Annotated in this window: 16 protein-coding genes; 3 read left to right on the top strand and 13 right to left on the bottom strand. The window is 43.1% G+C overall.

Annotation, left to right across the window (positions count from 1 at the left end):
* Nucleotides 1-26 precede the first annotated feature (26 nt).
* The 3 genes from mlc to cydH form a co-directional block, all read right to left on the bottom strand.
* A complete protein-coding gene (mlc, locus tag VEZ01S_RS03250; RefSeq protein WP_021712573.1) occupies nucleotides 27-1241 on the bottom strand; it encodes a sugar metabolism global transcriptional regulator Mlc in 1215 nt (404 codons plus the stop codon).
* Nucleotides 1242-1348: 107 nt separating this feature from the next.
* A complete protein-coding gene (locus tag VEZ01S_RS03245) occupies nucleotides 1349-2503 on the bottom strand; it encodes a patatin-like phospholipase family protein (RefSeq protein ID WP_021712572.1) in 1155 nt (384 codons plus the stop codon).
* A gap of 21 nt (nucleotides 2504-2524) precedes the next feature.
* Nucleotides 2525-2614: a cytochrome bd-I oxidase subunit CydH gene (gene cydH, locus VEZ01S_RS16715; protein ID WP_119005694.1), complete on the bottom strand. Its 90-nt coding sequence runs from the start codon at nucleotides 2612-2614 to the stop codon at nucleotides 2525-2527.
* A gap of 231 nt (nucleotides 2615-2845) precedes the next feature.
* On the opposite strand from cydH, the gene VEZ01S_RS03240 reads away from it, so the two are divergent.
* The 3 genes from VEZ01S_RS03240 (at nucleotide 2846) to VEZ01S_RS16710 (ending at nucleotide 5474) form a co-directional block, all read left to right on the top strand.
* Complete coding sequence (locus VEZ01S_RS03240) at nucleotides 2846-3430, top strand: outer membrane beta-barrel protein (RefSeq protein ID WP_021712571.1); 585 nt, start codon at nucleotides 2846-2848, stop codon at nucleotides 3428-3430.
* A 473-nt stretch (nucleotides 3431-3903) separates the two neighbouring features.
* Nucleotides 3904-5373 (top strand): sodium-dependent transporter, encoded by a 1470-nt coding sequence (locus VEZ01S_RS03235; RefSeq protein WP_021712570.1) that lies wholly within the window; start codon nucleotides 3904-3906, stop codon nucleotides 5371-5373.
* 2 nt (nucleotides 5374-5375) lie between these two features.
* A complete protein-coding gene (locus tag VEZ01S_RS16710) occupies nucleotides 5376-5474 on the top strand; it encodes a MetS family NSS transporter small subunit (RefSeq protein WP_017027744.1) in 99 nt (32 codons plus the stop codon).
* A gap of 207 nt (nucleotides 5475-5681) precedes the next feature.
* Here the strand turns inward: VEZ01S_RS16710 and VEZ01S_RS03230 are convergent, their stop codons facing one another.
* The 10 genes from VEZ01S_RS03230 to fabG form a co-directional block, all read right to left on the bottom strand.
* Nucleotides 5682-6107: a hypothetical protein gene (locus VEZ01S_RS03230; protein ID WP_021712569.1), complete on the bottom strand. Its 426-nt coding sequence runs from the start codon at nucleotides 6105-6107 to the stop codon at nucleotides 5682-5684.
* A gap of 258 nt (nucleotides 6108-6365) precedes the next feature.
* Nucleotides 6366-7802, bottom strand: a complete 1437-nt coding sequence (gene ptsG, locus VEZ01S_RS03225) for a PTS glucose transporter subunit IIBC (protein WP_021712568.1) — start codon at nucleotides 7800-7802, stop codon at nucleotides 6366-6368.
* A gap of 438 nt (nucleotides 7803-8240) precedes the next feature.
* Nucleotides 8241-9011: a TatD family hydrolase gene (locus VEZ01S_RS03215; protein ID WP_021712567.1), complete on the bottom strand. Its 771-nt coding sequence runs from the start codon at nucleotides 9009-9011 to the stop codon at nucleotides 8241-8243.
* 114 nt (nucleotides 9012-9125) lie between these two features.
* On the bottom strand, nucleotides 9126-10088 hold the full coding sequence (holB, locus tag VEZ01S_RS03210) for a DNA polymerase III subunit delta' (protein ID WP_021712566.1): 963 nt from the start codon (nucleotides 10086-10088) through the stop codon (nucleotides 9126-9128).
* 2 nt (nucleotides 10089-10090) lie between these two features.
* Nucleotides 10091-10723 carry a dTMP kinase gene (gene tmk, locus VEZ01S_RS03205; protein ID WP_021712565.1) on the bottom strand — a complete coding sequence of 211 codons (633 nt, stop codon included), beginning with the start codon at nucleotides 10721-10723 and terminating at the stop codon, nucleotides 10091-10093.
* A complete protein-coding gene (gene mltG / locus VEZ01S_RS03200; RefSeq protein ID WP_021712564.1) occupies nucleotides 10723-11739 on the bottom strand; it encodes an endolytic transglycosylase MltG in 1017 nt (338 codons plus the stop codon). Before mltG ends, tmk begins: the two co-directional genes overlap by 1 nt.
* Nucleotides 11732-12538: an aminodeoxychorismate lyase gene (gene pabC, locus VEZ01S_RS03195; RefSeq protein ID WP_021712563.1), complete on the bottom strand. Its 807-nt coding sequence runs from the start codon at nucleotides 12536-12538 to the stop codon at nucleotides 11732-11734. Before pabC ends, mltG begins: the two co-directional genes overlap by 8 nt.
* 103 nt (nucleotides 12539-12641) lie before the next feature.
* On the bottom strand, nucleotides 12642-13892 hold the full coding sequence (gene fabF / locus VEZ01S_RS03190) for a beta-ketoacyl-ACP synthase II (RefSeq protein WP_021712562.1): 1251 nt from the start codon (nucleotides 13890-13892) through the stop codon (nucleotides 12642-12644).
* A 101-nt stretch (nucleotides 13893-13993) separates the two neighbouring features.
* On the bottom strand, nucleotides 13994-14227 hold the full coding sequence (gene acpP, locus VEZ01S_RS03185; RefSeq protein ID WP_017051317.1) for an acyl carrier protein: 234 nt from the start codon (nucleotides 14225-14227) through the stop codon (nucleotides 13994-13996).
* A 161-nt stretch (nucleotides 14228-14388) separates the two neighbouring features.
* Nucleotides 14389-15123: a 3-oxoacyl-ACP reductase FabG gene (fabG, locus tag VEZ01S_RS03180; RefSeq protein WP_021712561.1), complete on the bottom strand. Its 735-nt coding sequence runs from the start codon at nucleotides 15121-15123 to the stop codon at nucleotides 14389-14391.
* Nucleotides 15124-15131 lie beyond the last annotated feature (8 nt).

Raw genomic sequence — 15131 nt, 5'->3', positions numbered from 1 at the left:
TTATTTTCCAATTAGTCTATTTATCACTAACCTTCAATAAGCTTCATCAACAATACCCCATCATACAGAGCCTGCTTAACCAAAGCAGCGCCCGGCATCGTAGCATTTTTAATAAATCGACTCGGTGAAATCTCCAAATCTTTACGATAGATAGGTAACGTTTGTTCCTCTAAGCAACTTTGTATCTGTGGGATAATAATGCCCTTAGACACATTAATATCCCCCCCAATGAGTACTCTTTCAGGGTTAAACATATTCACCACAAGTGAGACCGCGTAACCTAAGTGCTTACCTAAATTTTGAATGATGTTAAGTGCAATAGGATCACCCTGATTGGCGGCCATACAGATATTGATCACCGACAGTGACTCTAAGTTTAAGCAGGTCTCTTCCCCTGATTCTATCGCTTCAGTGGCTTGGCGAATAAGCGCACTAGAGCTAACCAGTGTTTCTAAACAGCCACGATTGCCACAATGACAAAGATGGCCATTGGGATCGATTTGTAAGTGCCCAAGCTCACCCACATTCCCTAATCGGCCTTGTAGCACCTGATCTTCTAAAATAATACCTGCGCCAATACCATTATGTACTGAGATAAGCACAGAGTTTTTATTTTGCTGTGAGTTACCAAATAACTTTTCAGCCAGCGCCCAAGCACGAGTGTCATTGGCAATAAAGACAGGTAAGCCCGTCGCTTTATAAATAGCAGGGCCTAATTCTAGGTATTTCACATCATAATGAGGCATTTGCAAAACCAGACCACTTTCAGAATGGACAAGCCCTGGCAAAGTAATCGCTAGGCTGGTTATACGCTCAAGGATATCGGATTTTTCTTCAAAGAATTGATAAATCTCTTTGAGTAGACGCGCTAGCACGGCATCTTGATCGCGCTCTTCTATATCAATGTATTTTTCAGAGATGATTTCGCCACTGAGTTCATGCAGTGCAATAGTTAAGTAGCCACGCCCAAGCCTAAGGGACAAAAACTGCCAACCTTCATTATTGGTCTGTAGGCCCACCGCTGGACGACCTCGGCTAGTCGCTTCTTGTACCACGGTTTCGTGAATCAAATGTGCTTCAATCAATTCACGAGAAATCTTAGTGATACTTGCTGGAGCAAGACCACTCAACTTAGAGAGATCAATTCGAGAAATAGGACCAAACTGATCAATCAGCTGATACACCTTACCGGCGTTTATCTGTTTAATATGATCAATGTGACTTGGTTGTGCGGTATACATGAGAGTCTCCCTAATCTAGAGACTCTATTATTTTACAGGGTGAAGTAAATGTGAAGTGTTGTGTATATATGTCGTGAGGCGCCTCACTTATTTGTAATCAATTATTACTAAAAAGGCTCAGATTTTTCCTTGCAGTGCATTGCCAATAGGTTTTGATACTCACTCACAAAACGATAGCCCGCATTTAATCCTTGTTGATAATCAAACAATAACTCATCGGGGTTGCTCATCAATGATGAACTTCGTAACGGTTGATCAGGAATAATTTGTAAGACAAAACAATCTTCGGGAGGTGCCGCGATAAACTCCTGAGTCAACGCATAGGTTTGATAATGCACCATGATCATATCCGCAAGCCCGGCATCAAGGCGGTTCCCTAATAAGTGCGATAACCGATACACATTATCGGCCCCAAACAGCCAACGACCACCATTGAGCAAATCTAAATGTTGTTTCGTTATATCGGTGCGATTTTGCAGTAATCGCTCCTCAATAAACTCATCAACACTTTTTTTACCTTTGTCTATCTGCTCACTCCAAAAACTTTGGATATGATCTATAGGGCTCTTATACCACACCGCTTTGTCAATGGGCTCTAGCGGTTCGTCACTTACGGTAGGTTCTGGATATTCGGTGCGTATCACTATGATGGTTCTTGCTTCCCTTCTCCAAGCCTCTTGTACAGGGATAGAGGCCGATACTCCTCCATCAACAAATGCCTTACCCGATATTTCAATGGGCCTTGAGACCAAGTTGGGAATTGCGCAGGTGGCTCTGATGACATCAAACCAATTATTGCCCAATAACGGTAAGTAATGATCTTGAAAGTTATCGGCTCGCGTGACCGCAGCGTACGCCCCACGGTCTTTTAGGACACTGAGTCCCATATCAATATCCAGTTTATAGGGAGCAGAACAAATTTGGTTCAGTGCCCAATCAAGGCCGATATAGTGCTTTTGCCGGATAAAACTGAATAAATTGAAGAAACGATCATCAGTCGTAAGATCAAGTAGAAATGACTTTCCTAAGCCAGGTTGTCGGCATAGATAGGCGCAAAGATTAAGAGCGCCTGCTGACGTGCCATAAAACTCATCAAAAGGGTCGAAATTAGAATACAGAAATGCATCTAATACGCCTGCGGTAAATACACTTCTTTGTCCTCCGCCCTGCGCTACTAGCGCACTCTTCCCTCCTATATATTGGGCTAACAATTCAGGATTATATGCTGTGCCGCTACTCCAAATTAAGCCACTGTTGGACATCCAATTAGCACCTGCTAACGATCAGCTAAAAATTGCCACTAAACCATAGGCAAGTAGTAAGGCAAGGCTGGTTACAACCACCACTAGGGTAAACTTCAATTCCGTATTCATTAGTCACCTTTTTATCTATTGATACGCATCTGTTATTGGCAGTAAAATCCCGATGCTACATTTAGTATTAGCACCCGAACATACCTTGCTCAAGACTTTGCGAAAACCCGTGCAGAATTATGTAGTTACTGTCACAATTACTCTACAATAATAGTAAGCCATATTTTCTCTTCTATAGAAGTAGTAGCAGATTGAGCCACGATGCCTCTAGATCGACAAGGACGACACACCATGAATAAAAGATGCCTATCCCTATTAATAGTAGCGTGCAGTTACTCGGCCGCATCCCAAGCAGACATTTATATCACTCCGATGGTTGGCTATGGTATGGGAGGATCGTTAGATTCAGATAGCGATGAAAGTTTTGATATCGACAGAAACGTCAACTACAACCTTGCTATTGAAACCAATGTGGACAAAGGTCGACTGGGTCTACTGTATTCTGAGCAGCAATCGAGCATAGATAAACTGGACGTAGACACGACGTTACGTTATTTGCATTTTCAAAGTGCGGTCTACTATCCTGTCGATAATTGGAACTCGTACCTAGGTTTAGGCTTGGGTGGTACACAAATTGATATTCAAGGCGCGGATACGGAATACAAGTTCTCGTTGGGTGTCTACGGCGGAGTAGAATACAAGATAACCAAGTACTTTGCTCTGCAAGGGCAGCTGCGTTACATGGGGACGCTAGTCGATAGCGAGTCTTTGACACTTTGTGATTCCAGCGCATCAGGAAGCAACTGTAAAGTGGCTTTCTCGGGTAATTGGATGAATCAACTGCAAGCCAATGTAGGCTTCACGATTAGCTTCTAGCTCTATATATGCACAAAAAAAGCATATAAAATCACCATAAAATGTTAAGAGCCGAAAGATTACTGGTTTTTCGCTCTTAACCGTTCAATTAGTTATTTCAACTACTCAATCAACCAAAAACACATTAATTGGGTGAATATTTACAAATATTCAGTGAGATAGTTCAGAATATTTCGATTTTCCAGAAAAAATGAGATCTTCATTCTTGAAATTCCATTTTATTTTATCTTGCCAGACAGAATATCTCACGGTAATCTCCCTTTATCACTCAGAATATTCCTCTACTTTTAGAGTCTGAGTAACAAAAAACACAACATAAAACACCTATTTAACAACTAAGAATCAGAGTAAACCACTAGATAGAAAGTAAATTACAGTCTTTCGGTTTACAACTAGCACTAAAAGCAGAGAAAGAGACTCTCACTCTAAAATTAAGCTATGTCATTCTTACAAAATCGCTACAAGGAGTAGTTATGAAACGAGAACAATGGGGTTCCCGTACAGGATTTATTTTGGCCGCAGTAGGCTCAGCAATCGGTCTAGGCAATATATGGCGATTCCCATATATGGCATATGAAAACGGCGGTGGCGCATTCTTTATCCCTTACATTTTTGCCATGCTGACAGCCGGTATTCCATTTATGATTATGGAATTCAAATTAGGTCAAAAATACCGTGGTTCTGCACCTGCAGCACTTAAAGCCGTTAACCCTAAATTTGAGTGGTTAGGCTGGTTCCAAGTTGGTATTGCTGCATGTATCGCGGTTTATTACGTAGCCGTTATTGGTTGGTCTATTTCATACCTTGGTATGTCATTCCACCAAGGTTGGGGCTCTGATACCAACGCATTTTTCTTTAGCCAATACCTAAATCTAGGTGACAACTCACCGTCTAACTTAGGTTCTATTCAATGGAAAATTGCCGGTACTATGCTTCTGGCATGGGCGATTACTTACGCTGCTATCGTAGGTGGTGTTAAGTCTGGTATTGAGCGTGCTGCAAAAATCATGATGCCTGTATTGTTTATCATGGTGATTGTACTTATCGTCCGCATGGTTTTCCTACCAGGCGCGTTGAACGGTGTGAACTACCTGTTTGAACCAGACTTTAGCAAAATCATGGATATGAAAGTTTGGGCTGCAGCATACGGCCAGATCTTCTTTACCCTAAGTATCGGTTTTGCCATCATGCTCGCGTACTCAAGCTACTTGCCTGAGAAATCAGATATCAACAACAACGCCTTTATGACGGTATTGATTAACTGTGGTTTCTCAATCCTAGCGGGTATCATGATCTTCTCTGTGCTTGGCTTTATGGCTCATCAGCAGGGTAAAGAACTGACTGATGTTGTTTCAGCGGGTGTCGGTCTTGCCTTTGTTACTTTGCCAGCAGCAATTAACGAACTACCAGCGCCATACATTCTTGGCCCACTGTTGTTCCTTGCGCTGACTATCGCAGGTCTAAGTTCTCATATTTCAATCATTGAAGCGGTAACATCTGCAATCATTGATAAATTTAAGGTTGGTCGTAAGAAAGCGGCAACTCTAGTTTGTGGTATCGGTGCAATTGTTTCTCTGGCATTTGCGACAAACGGCGGTTTATTACTGCTTGATTTGGTCGATTACTTTACCAACCAAATTGGTATCGTTCTAAGCTGCTTCATTGAAGTACTGCTTATCGTCTGGGTGGTTAAAGCGGCAACGATTCGTAACTATGTTAACTCTGTATCAGATTTCAAAATTGGCATTTGGTATGACCTTTGTCTGAAAGTAGTAAGCCCTGCAATTCTAGCGATTACTCTTTTCAATACATTGAAAACCACACTAACAGATGGCTACGGCGGTTACGCACAATCTGATCTACTGATGTTAGGTTGGGGACTATTGGCTCTACTTATCGTTATCGGTGTTGCAATCAACGTACTAAGCAAGAAGGAAGCGTAATTATGACTACTAGCGCAATCATTATGATGGTTCTTGGTCTTGGGATTACTTGGGGTGGCGCAGCTATCTGTATCCGTAAGGCAATGAAGAAACAACAATAAGCATAGTTAGCTATGTATAAGAGCCGAGCCTTAGTGCTCGGCTTTTTATTACTTACTACTTATCAATGCCTGTTGTAGTCACTTATACCAATCACACTAAGTAAGTGATCAGAAATAGCGTGTTAAAAAATTAGGCAATAAAAAACCGACCCTTGAGGCCGGTTACGAGAACGAAAATTAATAATATATGCGATTCATTCTTTATCGCTAGAAACGGTATGTAACACCAATACCCGCGCCAAACTGTAATCTGGACTTTTGTTGCAATTGCCACTCTGGGTTGATATGCCCATAAGCATTCCAATTCGGTGCAAAATTCCAATCTAAGCCAAGCGGCACACGCAGACCAAAATCGTCGTTCCACTCATACCATGCACCAGCGCCTACAAACCAAGTAAAAGGAATATCATCACTAAAGCTGCCTTTAGAAAAATGATAATCGAATGCCATGCCGTCGTTCCCTACCGATAAGTTATATCGGTCTTCAAAATTGACGACAACACTCAGCCCCTGATCTAATCCCATACCTAACTTTACAGCACTGCCATTAGAAGTCGCAGCTTTAGCTGCTCCCACGTAAGTTGCTAGCCCGGTAAGCACAACAGTAACTAACGCTAACTTCCCAAGATTCACTTTAAACTCCTCACCCGTATGCAACTCAGGCTATATTACCCTGATTTTTTGCCCTTTTGTCAGTAAAAAAACATGAAATGTGTTGAAGTGCGTTTTGTAACACATTTTTTGGTTCTAGCGAACAATGGTTATTGTATTACTTAGCACTATCTTGATGTATGAACTAACAACCGACATCAAAAAAGTCGACTGCGCATTCAAAAAAAAAGGCCAGAGCATATTTATGCCCTAGCCTTTTTATTGAGTTAGATTAAGTGCTTATCCGTTGTTACGAATCCACTCATCCATATCCGTCTTAAGGTTATCTGACTTAGTACCAAAAATCGCTTGCACACCACCAGAAACCACGACAACACCTGCCGCACCTAACTGTTTCAGTTTGTCTTGATCAACATTCTCCGTGTCGGCAACCGCAACACGTAAACGAGTAATACATGCATCTAGACCCGTGATATTATTTTTGCCACCGAACGCTGCAACCAGTTCACCCGCAAGCTCTGTACCAGTAATTGCTTCACCCTCTTCTTCAGTCTCGTCTTCACGACCTGGAGTTTTAAGGTCCATAGCCAGAATCACTGTACGGAATACAAAGTAATAAATAGCCGCATAACCAATACCCACAGCCACCATTAGGCCCATTTTCTGAGCATGACCAGACAACACTAGGAAATCAATCAAACCGTGTGAGAAAGACGTACCGTGAACAAAGCCAAGGGTATTTGATACTACGTATGCAGAACCCGCTAGTAGTGCATGGATACCGTACAATACTGGAGCAACAAACAAGAATGAGAATTCAATCGGCTCAGTAATACCCGTCAAGAAAGAAGTTAACGCCGCTGACAACATGATGCCCATGACTTTCGTTCTGTTCTCAGGTTTAGCACAATGCGCCATTGCAATAGCCGCTGCCGGTAAACCGAACATTTTGAACATGTAGCCACCCGCAAGCTGACCAAAACCATGACCTGCTGCGCGAGACGCATCATCTGCGACTAAGTAACACGTTAAAATTCCGTGCTGCGTTTCACCTGAGGCATTAACACAGTTACCTGCTTCGAAGAAGAACGGTACGTTCCATACATGGTGTAGGCCAAATGGAATCAATGAACGTTCGATAACGCCGTAAATACCAAATGCTAATTGTGGGTTCTGATTGGCTGCCCAGTGTGAGAACCATGAAATAGCACCACCAATTGGAGGCCATACAAAAGAAAGAAGAATACCCAACACAATAGCCGCAAAACCAGTGATGATAGGTACTGCACGTTTACCGGCGAAGAAACCGAGATATTCAGGAAGCTGAATGCGATAAAAGCGTTTAAATGCCCATGCAGACAAAGCACCGATTAAGATACCACCAAGTACCCCAGTATTGATGGGATCACTAAGACCCAACACATCTGACATCACCTTCAACGTTGCGGCCATAATGCCGTAACCCACAATGGATGCTAGACCTGCTACACCATCGTTATTGGTAAAACCAAGTGCGACACCAACCGCAAACAACAGTGGCATTTGATCAAATACAGACCCACCCGCTTTCTCCATTAAAGAAGAAACCACAGCTGGAATAAAGCTTAAGTCGGCTGCACCCACACCAAGTAGGATACCTGCAACTGGCAGTACGGATACTGGCAGCATCAGTGATTTACCGACTTTCTGCAAACTAGCAAAAAGATTTTTAAACATGTTCATGCTCCTGATATTTATTAGTATTTTTAAGGTTTATCGACTTACCCCCGCAGTCAAAATGATAAACCTTACTCTCGAAATACAATCGAACTCGACTCTATTTTTCGTCTCTAAATATATAGATATGCCCTGTAAGTTTCTTCACCTCACAAAATACAAGTTGCTAAAAGTGGCTATGGATCACATTTGCATTGCTCTTAAAAATGTCACACAAACCAACCTAAGCCACTGAATTTATAACGAAAAACACAGACAACACTTAAAAATAATTTTGCTGCCGTGTAGATATCACTTATTTTTTAAACAGAAATTATCCTACTTCATCTCTGTGACACAGATTTTCAACACAAATAATAACTGGCAACATAATCAGTAAAAATATCTCAGAGCGGAGCACTTTTCAATCTTCAGTAGTAGTTCCAACCAAAAACTAATTTAGCGGCTCAAAAAAAGATCCGAGAAATTTTGTGTCGTTTTACTTGCGACCTCTCCTAACGAGATCCCTTTTAGCTGAGCAATATAGCTTGCCACTTCAACCACATACGCAGGCTGATTTTCACTACCTCTGTGCGGTACAGGCGCTAAATACGGAGAATCTGTCTCTATAAGCAAACGTTCAAGGGGCAGCGTTTTGACCACCTCTTTGAGCTCTGTTGCTTGGCGAAAAGTAACGATCCCCGAAATGGAAATATAAAAACCCAGCTCCATTGCGGCCTCTGCAAACGCGCGATCTTCAGTAAAACAATGAATCACGCCACCACAACGTTCTGCATGTCCATTTCTGAGTATAGACAAAGTCTCAGAACGAGCTAGTCTAGTGTGGATAATCAATGGTTTATTTACATCGACCGCCAATTCTACCTGTTGCTCGAATCGCTCAATTTGCAGAGCTTTTGTCTCGGGTTTGTAATGAAAATCCAACCCCGTTTCGCCAATCGCAACCACTTTGTCCTGCTTAGCAAAAGCGCTCAACTGTGCTAAATCAAAATCACTTTCAACATCGAGAGGATGTACGCCTGCTGATGCATGTACTTGAGGGAACGGAGCAATCAACTCCATCATCTTTGGGAACGCCTCTAACGTTACTCCGACAGAAAGTAACTGCTTTACATTAGCTTGCTCTGCTTTGGCTACAACATCGGCCACATTGGTATGTAAGTCTTGATAGTTCAATTTATCAAGATGGCAATGGGAATCTACAAACATATAACACCTATAAAAAAACGCGCATTAAGCGCGCTAAAAACATTCATTAATACCAATCACACTAAGTCAATGATCCGTTATTGAGTACGGTTGGTATAAAACGCCTCTTGTAAACTAAGAGGTCTTCGACTCTATTAACCACTGACTCAATAGCAATTCTTTATTCAGTCCGGTATGGATCGTCAATTGTTCTATCAATTTAGCTAAGCGACGAGACATATCAAACGCAACGGAATAATCCACTAGCGACTGTAAGCGCTTTAATCCACGATGATTATCGACCGTTGCTTGCGGTACAAAGAACCCTTTTTGCAGCTCAATTAGCGCCAATGAGAGTTGATTAAGTTTGATCAACGTCTGAGTTGCGCAAGCATCCACAAATGATTTAGGTAAACTAAACTCCAGCTCTAAAAAGTCAGCCAGTGCAGTAATTGTGGCATCAAATTCCACATTCTGCTTTTTCTCAATAAACTCTTTCAGTGTCAGCGGCGCGCCAAGACAGACTTGATAATACAGCTCAGGCACTTGATGGATGTTATTTTCTGCTAACCAAAGCTGATAGAGCTTCAGGTCTGGCGTTGGTATATGCCACTGCTGACAACGGCTTTTAATCGTCGGTAATAATCGGTGGGGAGCATGGCTTCTTAAAATAAACACACAACTGCTTGGCGGGGTCTCTAGAGTTTTGAGTAAGGCATTCATCGCCTGCTCTGTCATCGCTTCAGCAGGTTCAATGACAATCACTCTTTTACCGCCAAGTTGAGATGACTCAAGTGCATAGCGATTCCCTTCACGAATTTGATCCACTGAAATAGAACTTTTACCTTCAAGGGGCGTAATTCGATGAAAATCGGGATGAGTATCGGCTTGGAACAATTCACAGCTATGACAAAAGCCGCACGCCTCAACGTCGCTATTGTTGCACAGCTGTACTTTAACCAATGCGTTGATGATTGAGTCTTCACCTAAGCCTTGCGTTGCACTAAAGAGCAAAGCACCGGGCAATACCCTTTGTTCTAGACTCGATTGCAACTGTTTCCACGTTTCTTGCAACCAAGGGTATTGAACATTATTCATCGCTATTGTTTTCCTAACCACTGTTGCAGTGCTGATTCAATGTCAGAGGCGACTTGCTCTATCGCTTGCCCTGCATTAATCACCACAATTGACTCGTCGGCAGCAGCCAATTCTAAATATCGCGCGCGGGCTCGTTCAAAAAACGAAATGTCCATTTTTTCGATGCGATCAAGCTCACCTCGACCGCGAGCTCTCTCTAAACCTAAACTTGGTTCAATATCCATATATAAGGTCAAGTCTGGCTTAAACTCGCCTAGGCTAATTTGTTTTAACGACTGCATGGTAGCCGCACAAATTTGTCGACCGCCACCTTGATAAGCTTGTGAAGACAGATCGTGACGATCGCCCACCACCCAATGCCCTTTAGAGAGCGCTGGTTTAATCACTGTTTCAACCAACTGAACTCGCGCGCCATAAATTAGCAATAACTCGGTGGTGTCATGCAATGGTTCAGACTCATGCTCTTCTTTAACCAAAGCGCGCATTTTTTCAGCAAGTGGCGTACCGCCGGGCTCTCTGGTCGAAACGATATCTTGAATGCCAGCGCCTTTAAGCTGCGACATGATCTTAGCAATTGCCGTGCTTTTACCTGCACCTTCCAAGCCCTCAATGACGATGAATTTACCTTGCTTCATTATTGTTGAGCCCTTAATTTTCTTAAATATGCTTGTACAGCGCGATTGTGATCTTTTAGGTTCTTAGAAAAGACATGTCCACCATGACCACTGGCGACGAAATAGAGATAGTTGCTGTCGTCAGGGTTGACGGCGGCGGCGATGGCCTCTTCACCCACCATGGCGATAGGAGTCGGAGTCAGTCCATAAATGGTGTAAGTATTGTAAGGGGTTGGCGTTCGTAAATCTCGCTTACGAATATTGCCATCGTAATTCTCGCCCATACCATAAATGACTGTTGGATCGGTTTGCAGGCGCATACCGATTTTTAAGCGATTGACGAATACAGAAGAGACTAAAGGGCGCTCTTCCGGAACCGCTGTTTCTTTTTCAATAATCGATGCGAGCGTCAATGCTTGATAAGGGGTTTTTAGCGGTAAATCGTCTTGTCGCTGCGCCCAATATTCATTTAACACTTTGTTCAGCTGTTTATGAGCACGCTGCATGACATCCAGATCAGACATCCCTACCGTATAGCGGTAAGTTTCCGCTAAGAACAAGCCTTCTAACTTTTCTCGATCAATATTTAATGCCTGAGCAATGTCAGCTTCTGTCATATTTTTGGTGCTATGTATTAAATGAGGCGCTTTATCAAATTGCGCTCTCCAATCTTTAAACGTGCTACCTTCGACAAAAGTAATGCTAAATTCAATCTGAGAGCCATTTACCAAGCTAACCAACGCTTGTTGCAACGTTTGGCTTGGTTGGAGTTCAAATGTGCCCGCTTTGACCTTGGTCAACTCAGGATGAGCACGACTTGCTAAACGTGAAAACTCACTCGCGTCTACCCATTGGCTATTTTCAAATTGACGTAATAACGAATTAAATGAAGTGCCAGACTTAATAGTAATTAACGTTGGCTCCTCTATCTGCAATGGTTGATTCATGTAGCTATTCAGTTGATTCCATACATAAAATAGACCAGCACTGGCTAACACAACGAACAAAACACATAGGGTTATTATTTTTTTAAGCACTATTAATCCTCTCCTGGAAATCGCGTGTCATTATACCGATAGCAAAACATTTTTGGGTGATTTTTATAATAGGTGCAACGCCCAATATGGAATTACACATAAACACTTCGTCTGCGTCTAACAAATGCTCTATGTTAAAGTTTTTTGATAGAACAGAAATGCCACGCTGAGCCGCATCTTCAAGTATCCAACGTCGCGCTACACCTGCAACGCCGCTGCTAGTGATGCTTGGGGTATATAACTGACCTTTCGTGACCCAAAATACATTTGCCATCGTAGTTTCAATAACATGATCATTGAGATCAAGCACTATGCCATCGACATAACCTTGTTGTTCTATATCCGCTTTAACAAGAATTTGCTCTAAACGATTATTGTGCTTATGCCCAGCTAATAATGGATTGATGCCCAGTTTTGGTTTTGCGATTCCTAATTCAACGCCATGAGATTGCCAGTTTCTATAATGCGTAGGATAGGCAAAGTCACTGATGGTCACTTGCGTGTCTTGTACCCCTACTGGGCTATAACCTCGGCCACCGGAACCTCGGCTAACATGCAGTTTAATTCCCGCAACGCCAGCTTTGACCGCCGCCTGTTCCACCCATTGCAAAACCAAAGACCAATCTGGTTGAGTGATTTGCAATACGCTTAAACAGGCTTGCATTCTCGCCAGATGTGCAGCCCAGTGCTGCGGCTTGCCCTCTAACGTTCTGATGGTGGTAAAGGCACCATCGCCGTAATTGAAGCTTCTATCACTAACCGGAACCGTATCCTTAACGACACCATTTATCCAATACATGCTTGATTCCAAAGATCATCGACAATAAAAAAGGCCAGAGCCAGTTTCATTTGAAACTGAGTCTGACCTCAACATTTTAACCAATTATAGGTTGCTACGATAATTAAATCTTCTTGAAGATCAATGAACCGTTAGTGCCACCAAAGCCAAATGAATTACATAGAGCGTATTCCATCTCTACATCTTGAGCCACGTTTGGTACTAGGTTAATGCCTAGCGCCTCTGCGCGCTCGTCAATTTCATCAAGGTTGATTGTTGGCGGAACTTTTTGGTCACGAAGCGCCAATGCAGTAATGATAGCTTCAACTGAACCTGCCGCACCTAGTAGGTGACCGATCATAGATTTAGTAGAAGAGACACGTACTTGAGCGGCACCTGCATCACCTAAAGCACGTTTTACGCCTTTAAGTTCTGCTACGTCACCTGCTGGTGTTGAAGTGCCGTGTGCGTTGATGTAGCCAATTTGCTCACCCGTCACACCTGCATCACGCATAGCGGCTTCCATTGCTAGAGCGCCACCTGAACCGTCTTCACTTGGAGAGGTCATGTGATACGCATCGCCACTCATGCCGAAGCCTACAAGTTCACAATAGATTTCTGCACCACGAGCTTTCGCTGATTCGTACTCTTCAAGTACCATCATGCCCGCGCCATCACCTAATACGAAACCATCACGATCTTTGTCCCAAGGACGCGATGCCGCTTGAGGGTTTTCGTTGTTAGTTGATAGAGCTTTCGCTGCACCAAAACCTGCGATACCCATTGGAGTTGACGCTTTTTCAGAGCCACCTGCAACCATTGCATCTGCATCACCGTAAGCAATCATACGAGCCGCATGGCCGATGTTGTGCAAACCTGTAGTACAAGCAGTAGAGATAGCAATGTTAGGACCACGAAGGCCACGCATGATAGAAAGATTACCTGCAACCATGTTTACGATGGTTGATGGAACGAAAAATGGGCTCACTCGACGTGGGCCTTTCGCGTTCATAGTATGGATACCGTTTTCAATTAGACCTAAACCACCGATACCTGAACCAATCGCGACACCTACTCGGCTGCAATTTTCGTCAGTGATTTCTAGGCCAGAATCATCTAGAGCTTGGATACCTGCTGCAATGCCGTATTGGATGAATAAATCCATTTTACGAGCATCTTTTTTAGACATGTACTCTTCGCAGTTAAAGTCTTTGATAAGACCTGCAAAGCGTGTTGAAAATTCGGTGGTGTCAAAGTGTTCGATATTCGAGATACCGCTTTGACCTGATAGCAGGGCTTTCCAAGAAGATTCTACGGTGTTGCCGACCGGTGACAACATACCCATGCCAGTGACAACTACACGACGCTTGGACACGATTTTTACTCCGGGGTTAGATGAATGAGAGATTGAGATACAACGATAAGGAAGCTGTAAAGAATCAGGCGGTCAAAGAAATTAACCGCCTGAGAAGAGAATTACTGAGCGCTAGTTACGTAATCGATAGCAGCTTGAACAGTAGTGATTTTCTCTGCTTCTTCGTCAGGAATCTCTGTGTCGAATTCTTCTTCTAGAGCCATTACTAGCTCAACAGTGTCAAGAGAGTCAGCACCAAGATCGTCAACGAAAGATGCTTCGTTCTTAACTTCAGCTTCATCAACACCTAGTTGTTCAATGATGATTTTTTTTACACGTTCTTCAAGATTGCTCATTTTTTATTTCCTATACATAAGTCGCTGAATGCGATGTTTTGCGTAGTTTATTCAAAAGGTAAAAAGTTGCAAGGGCATCCTTGCTGGTCAAACCACAATTTTTCCATTTACCCGATTTTAATGGCACTTTTGACTTAGATCACGTCAAATAATGCACAAAATTACACCATGTACATGCCGCCATTGACGTGTAATGTTTCACCTGTTATATACGCGGCGTCTGGAGAGGCAAGAAATGCCACAGCAGCTGCGATTTCACGAGGATCACCTAAGCGACCAGCAGGTACAGAAGACAGTGTCGCCGCACGTTGCTCATCGTTTAGTGCTTTTGTCATATCAGTTTCGATAAAACCTGGTGCTACAGTATTGACTGTTACTCCGCGAGAAGCAACCTCACGCGCCATCGATTTAGTAAAACCAATTACGCCAGCCTTAGCGGCTGCGTAGTTTGTTTGTCCAGCGTTGCCCATTGTACCAACAACTGAACCTACATTGATGATTCTGCCGCATCTTTTCTTCATCATGCCACGTAGAACGGCTTTAGACAAACGGAAGATTGAAGTCAGATTGGTATCCATGATATCAGTCCACTCGTCATCTTTCATGCGCATTAGCAAGTTGTCACGAGTAATGCCCGCATTGTTTACCAGGATATCAAGAGGACCAAAATCTGTCGTAATCTGTTTAAGGACCGCTTCAATAGAGGCAGGGTCTGTTACATTTAGTGCCAATCCCTTACCATTCTCGCCTAAGTACTCACTGATAGCCGCCGCACCGTTTTCACTCGTTGCAGTACCGATAACCGTTGCGCCGCGAGCCACTAGTGTCTCAGCGATAGCGCGGCCAATACCACGGCTAGCGCCAGTCACTAATGCGATCTTTCCTTCAAGGTTCATTATTTATT

It is taken from the genome of Vibrio ezurae NBRC 102218 (assembly GCF_000467185.1).
Lineage (GTDB): Bacteria > Pseudomonadota > Gammaproteobacteria > Enterobacterales > Vibrionaceae > Vibrio > Vibrio ezurae.
The sequence above is the reverse complement of the archived record's forward strand: the minus strand, read 5'-3'. Positions and strand labels throughout refer to the sequence as shown.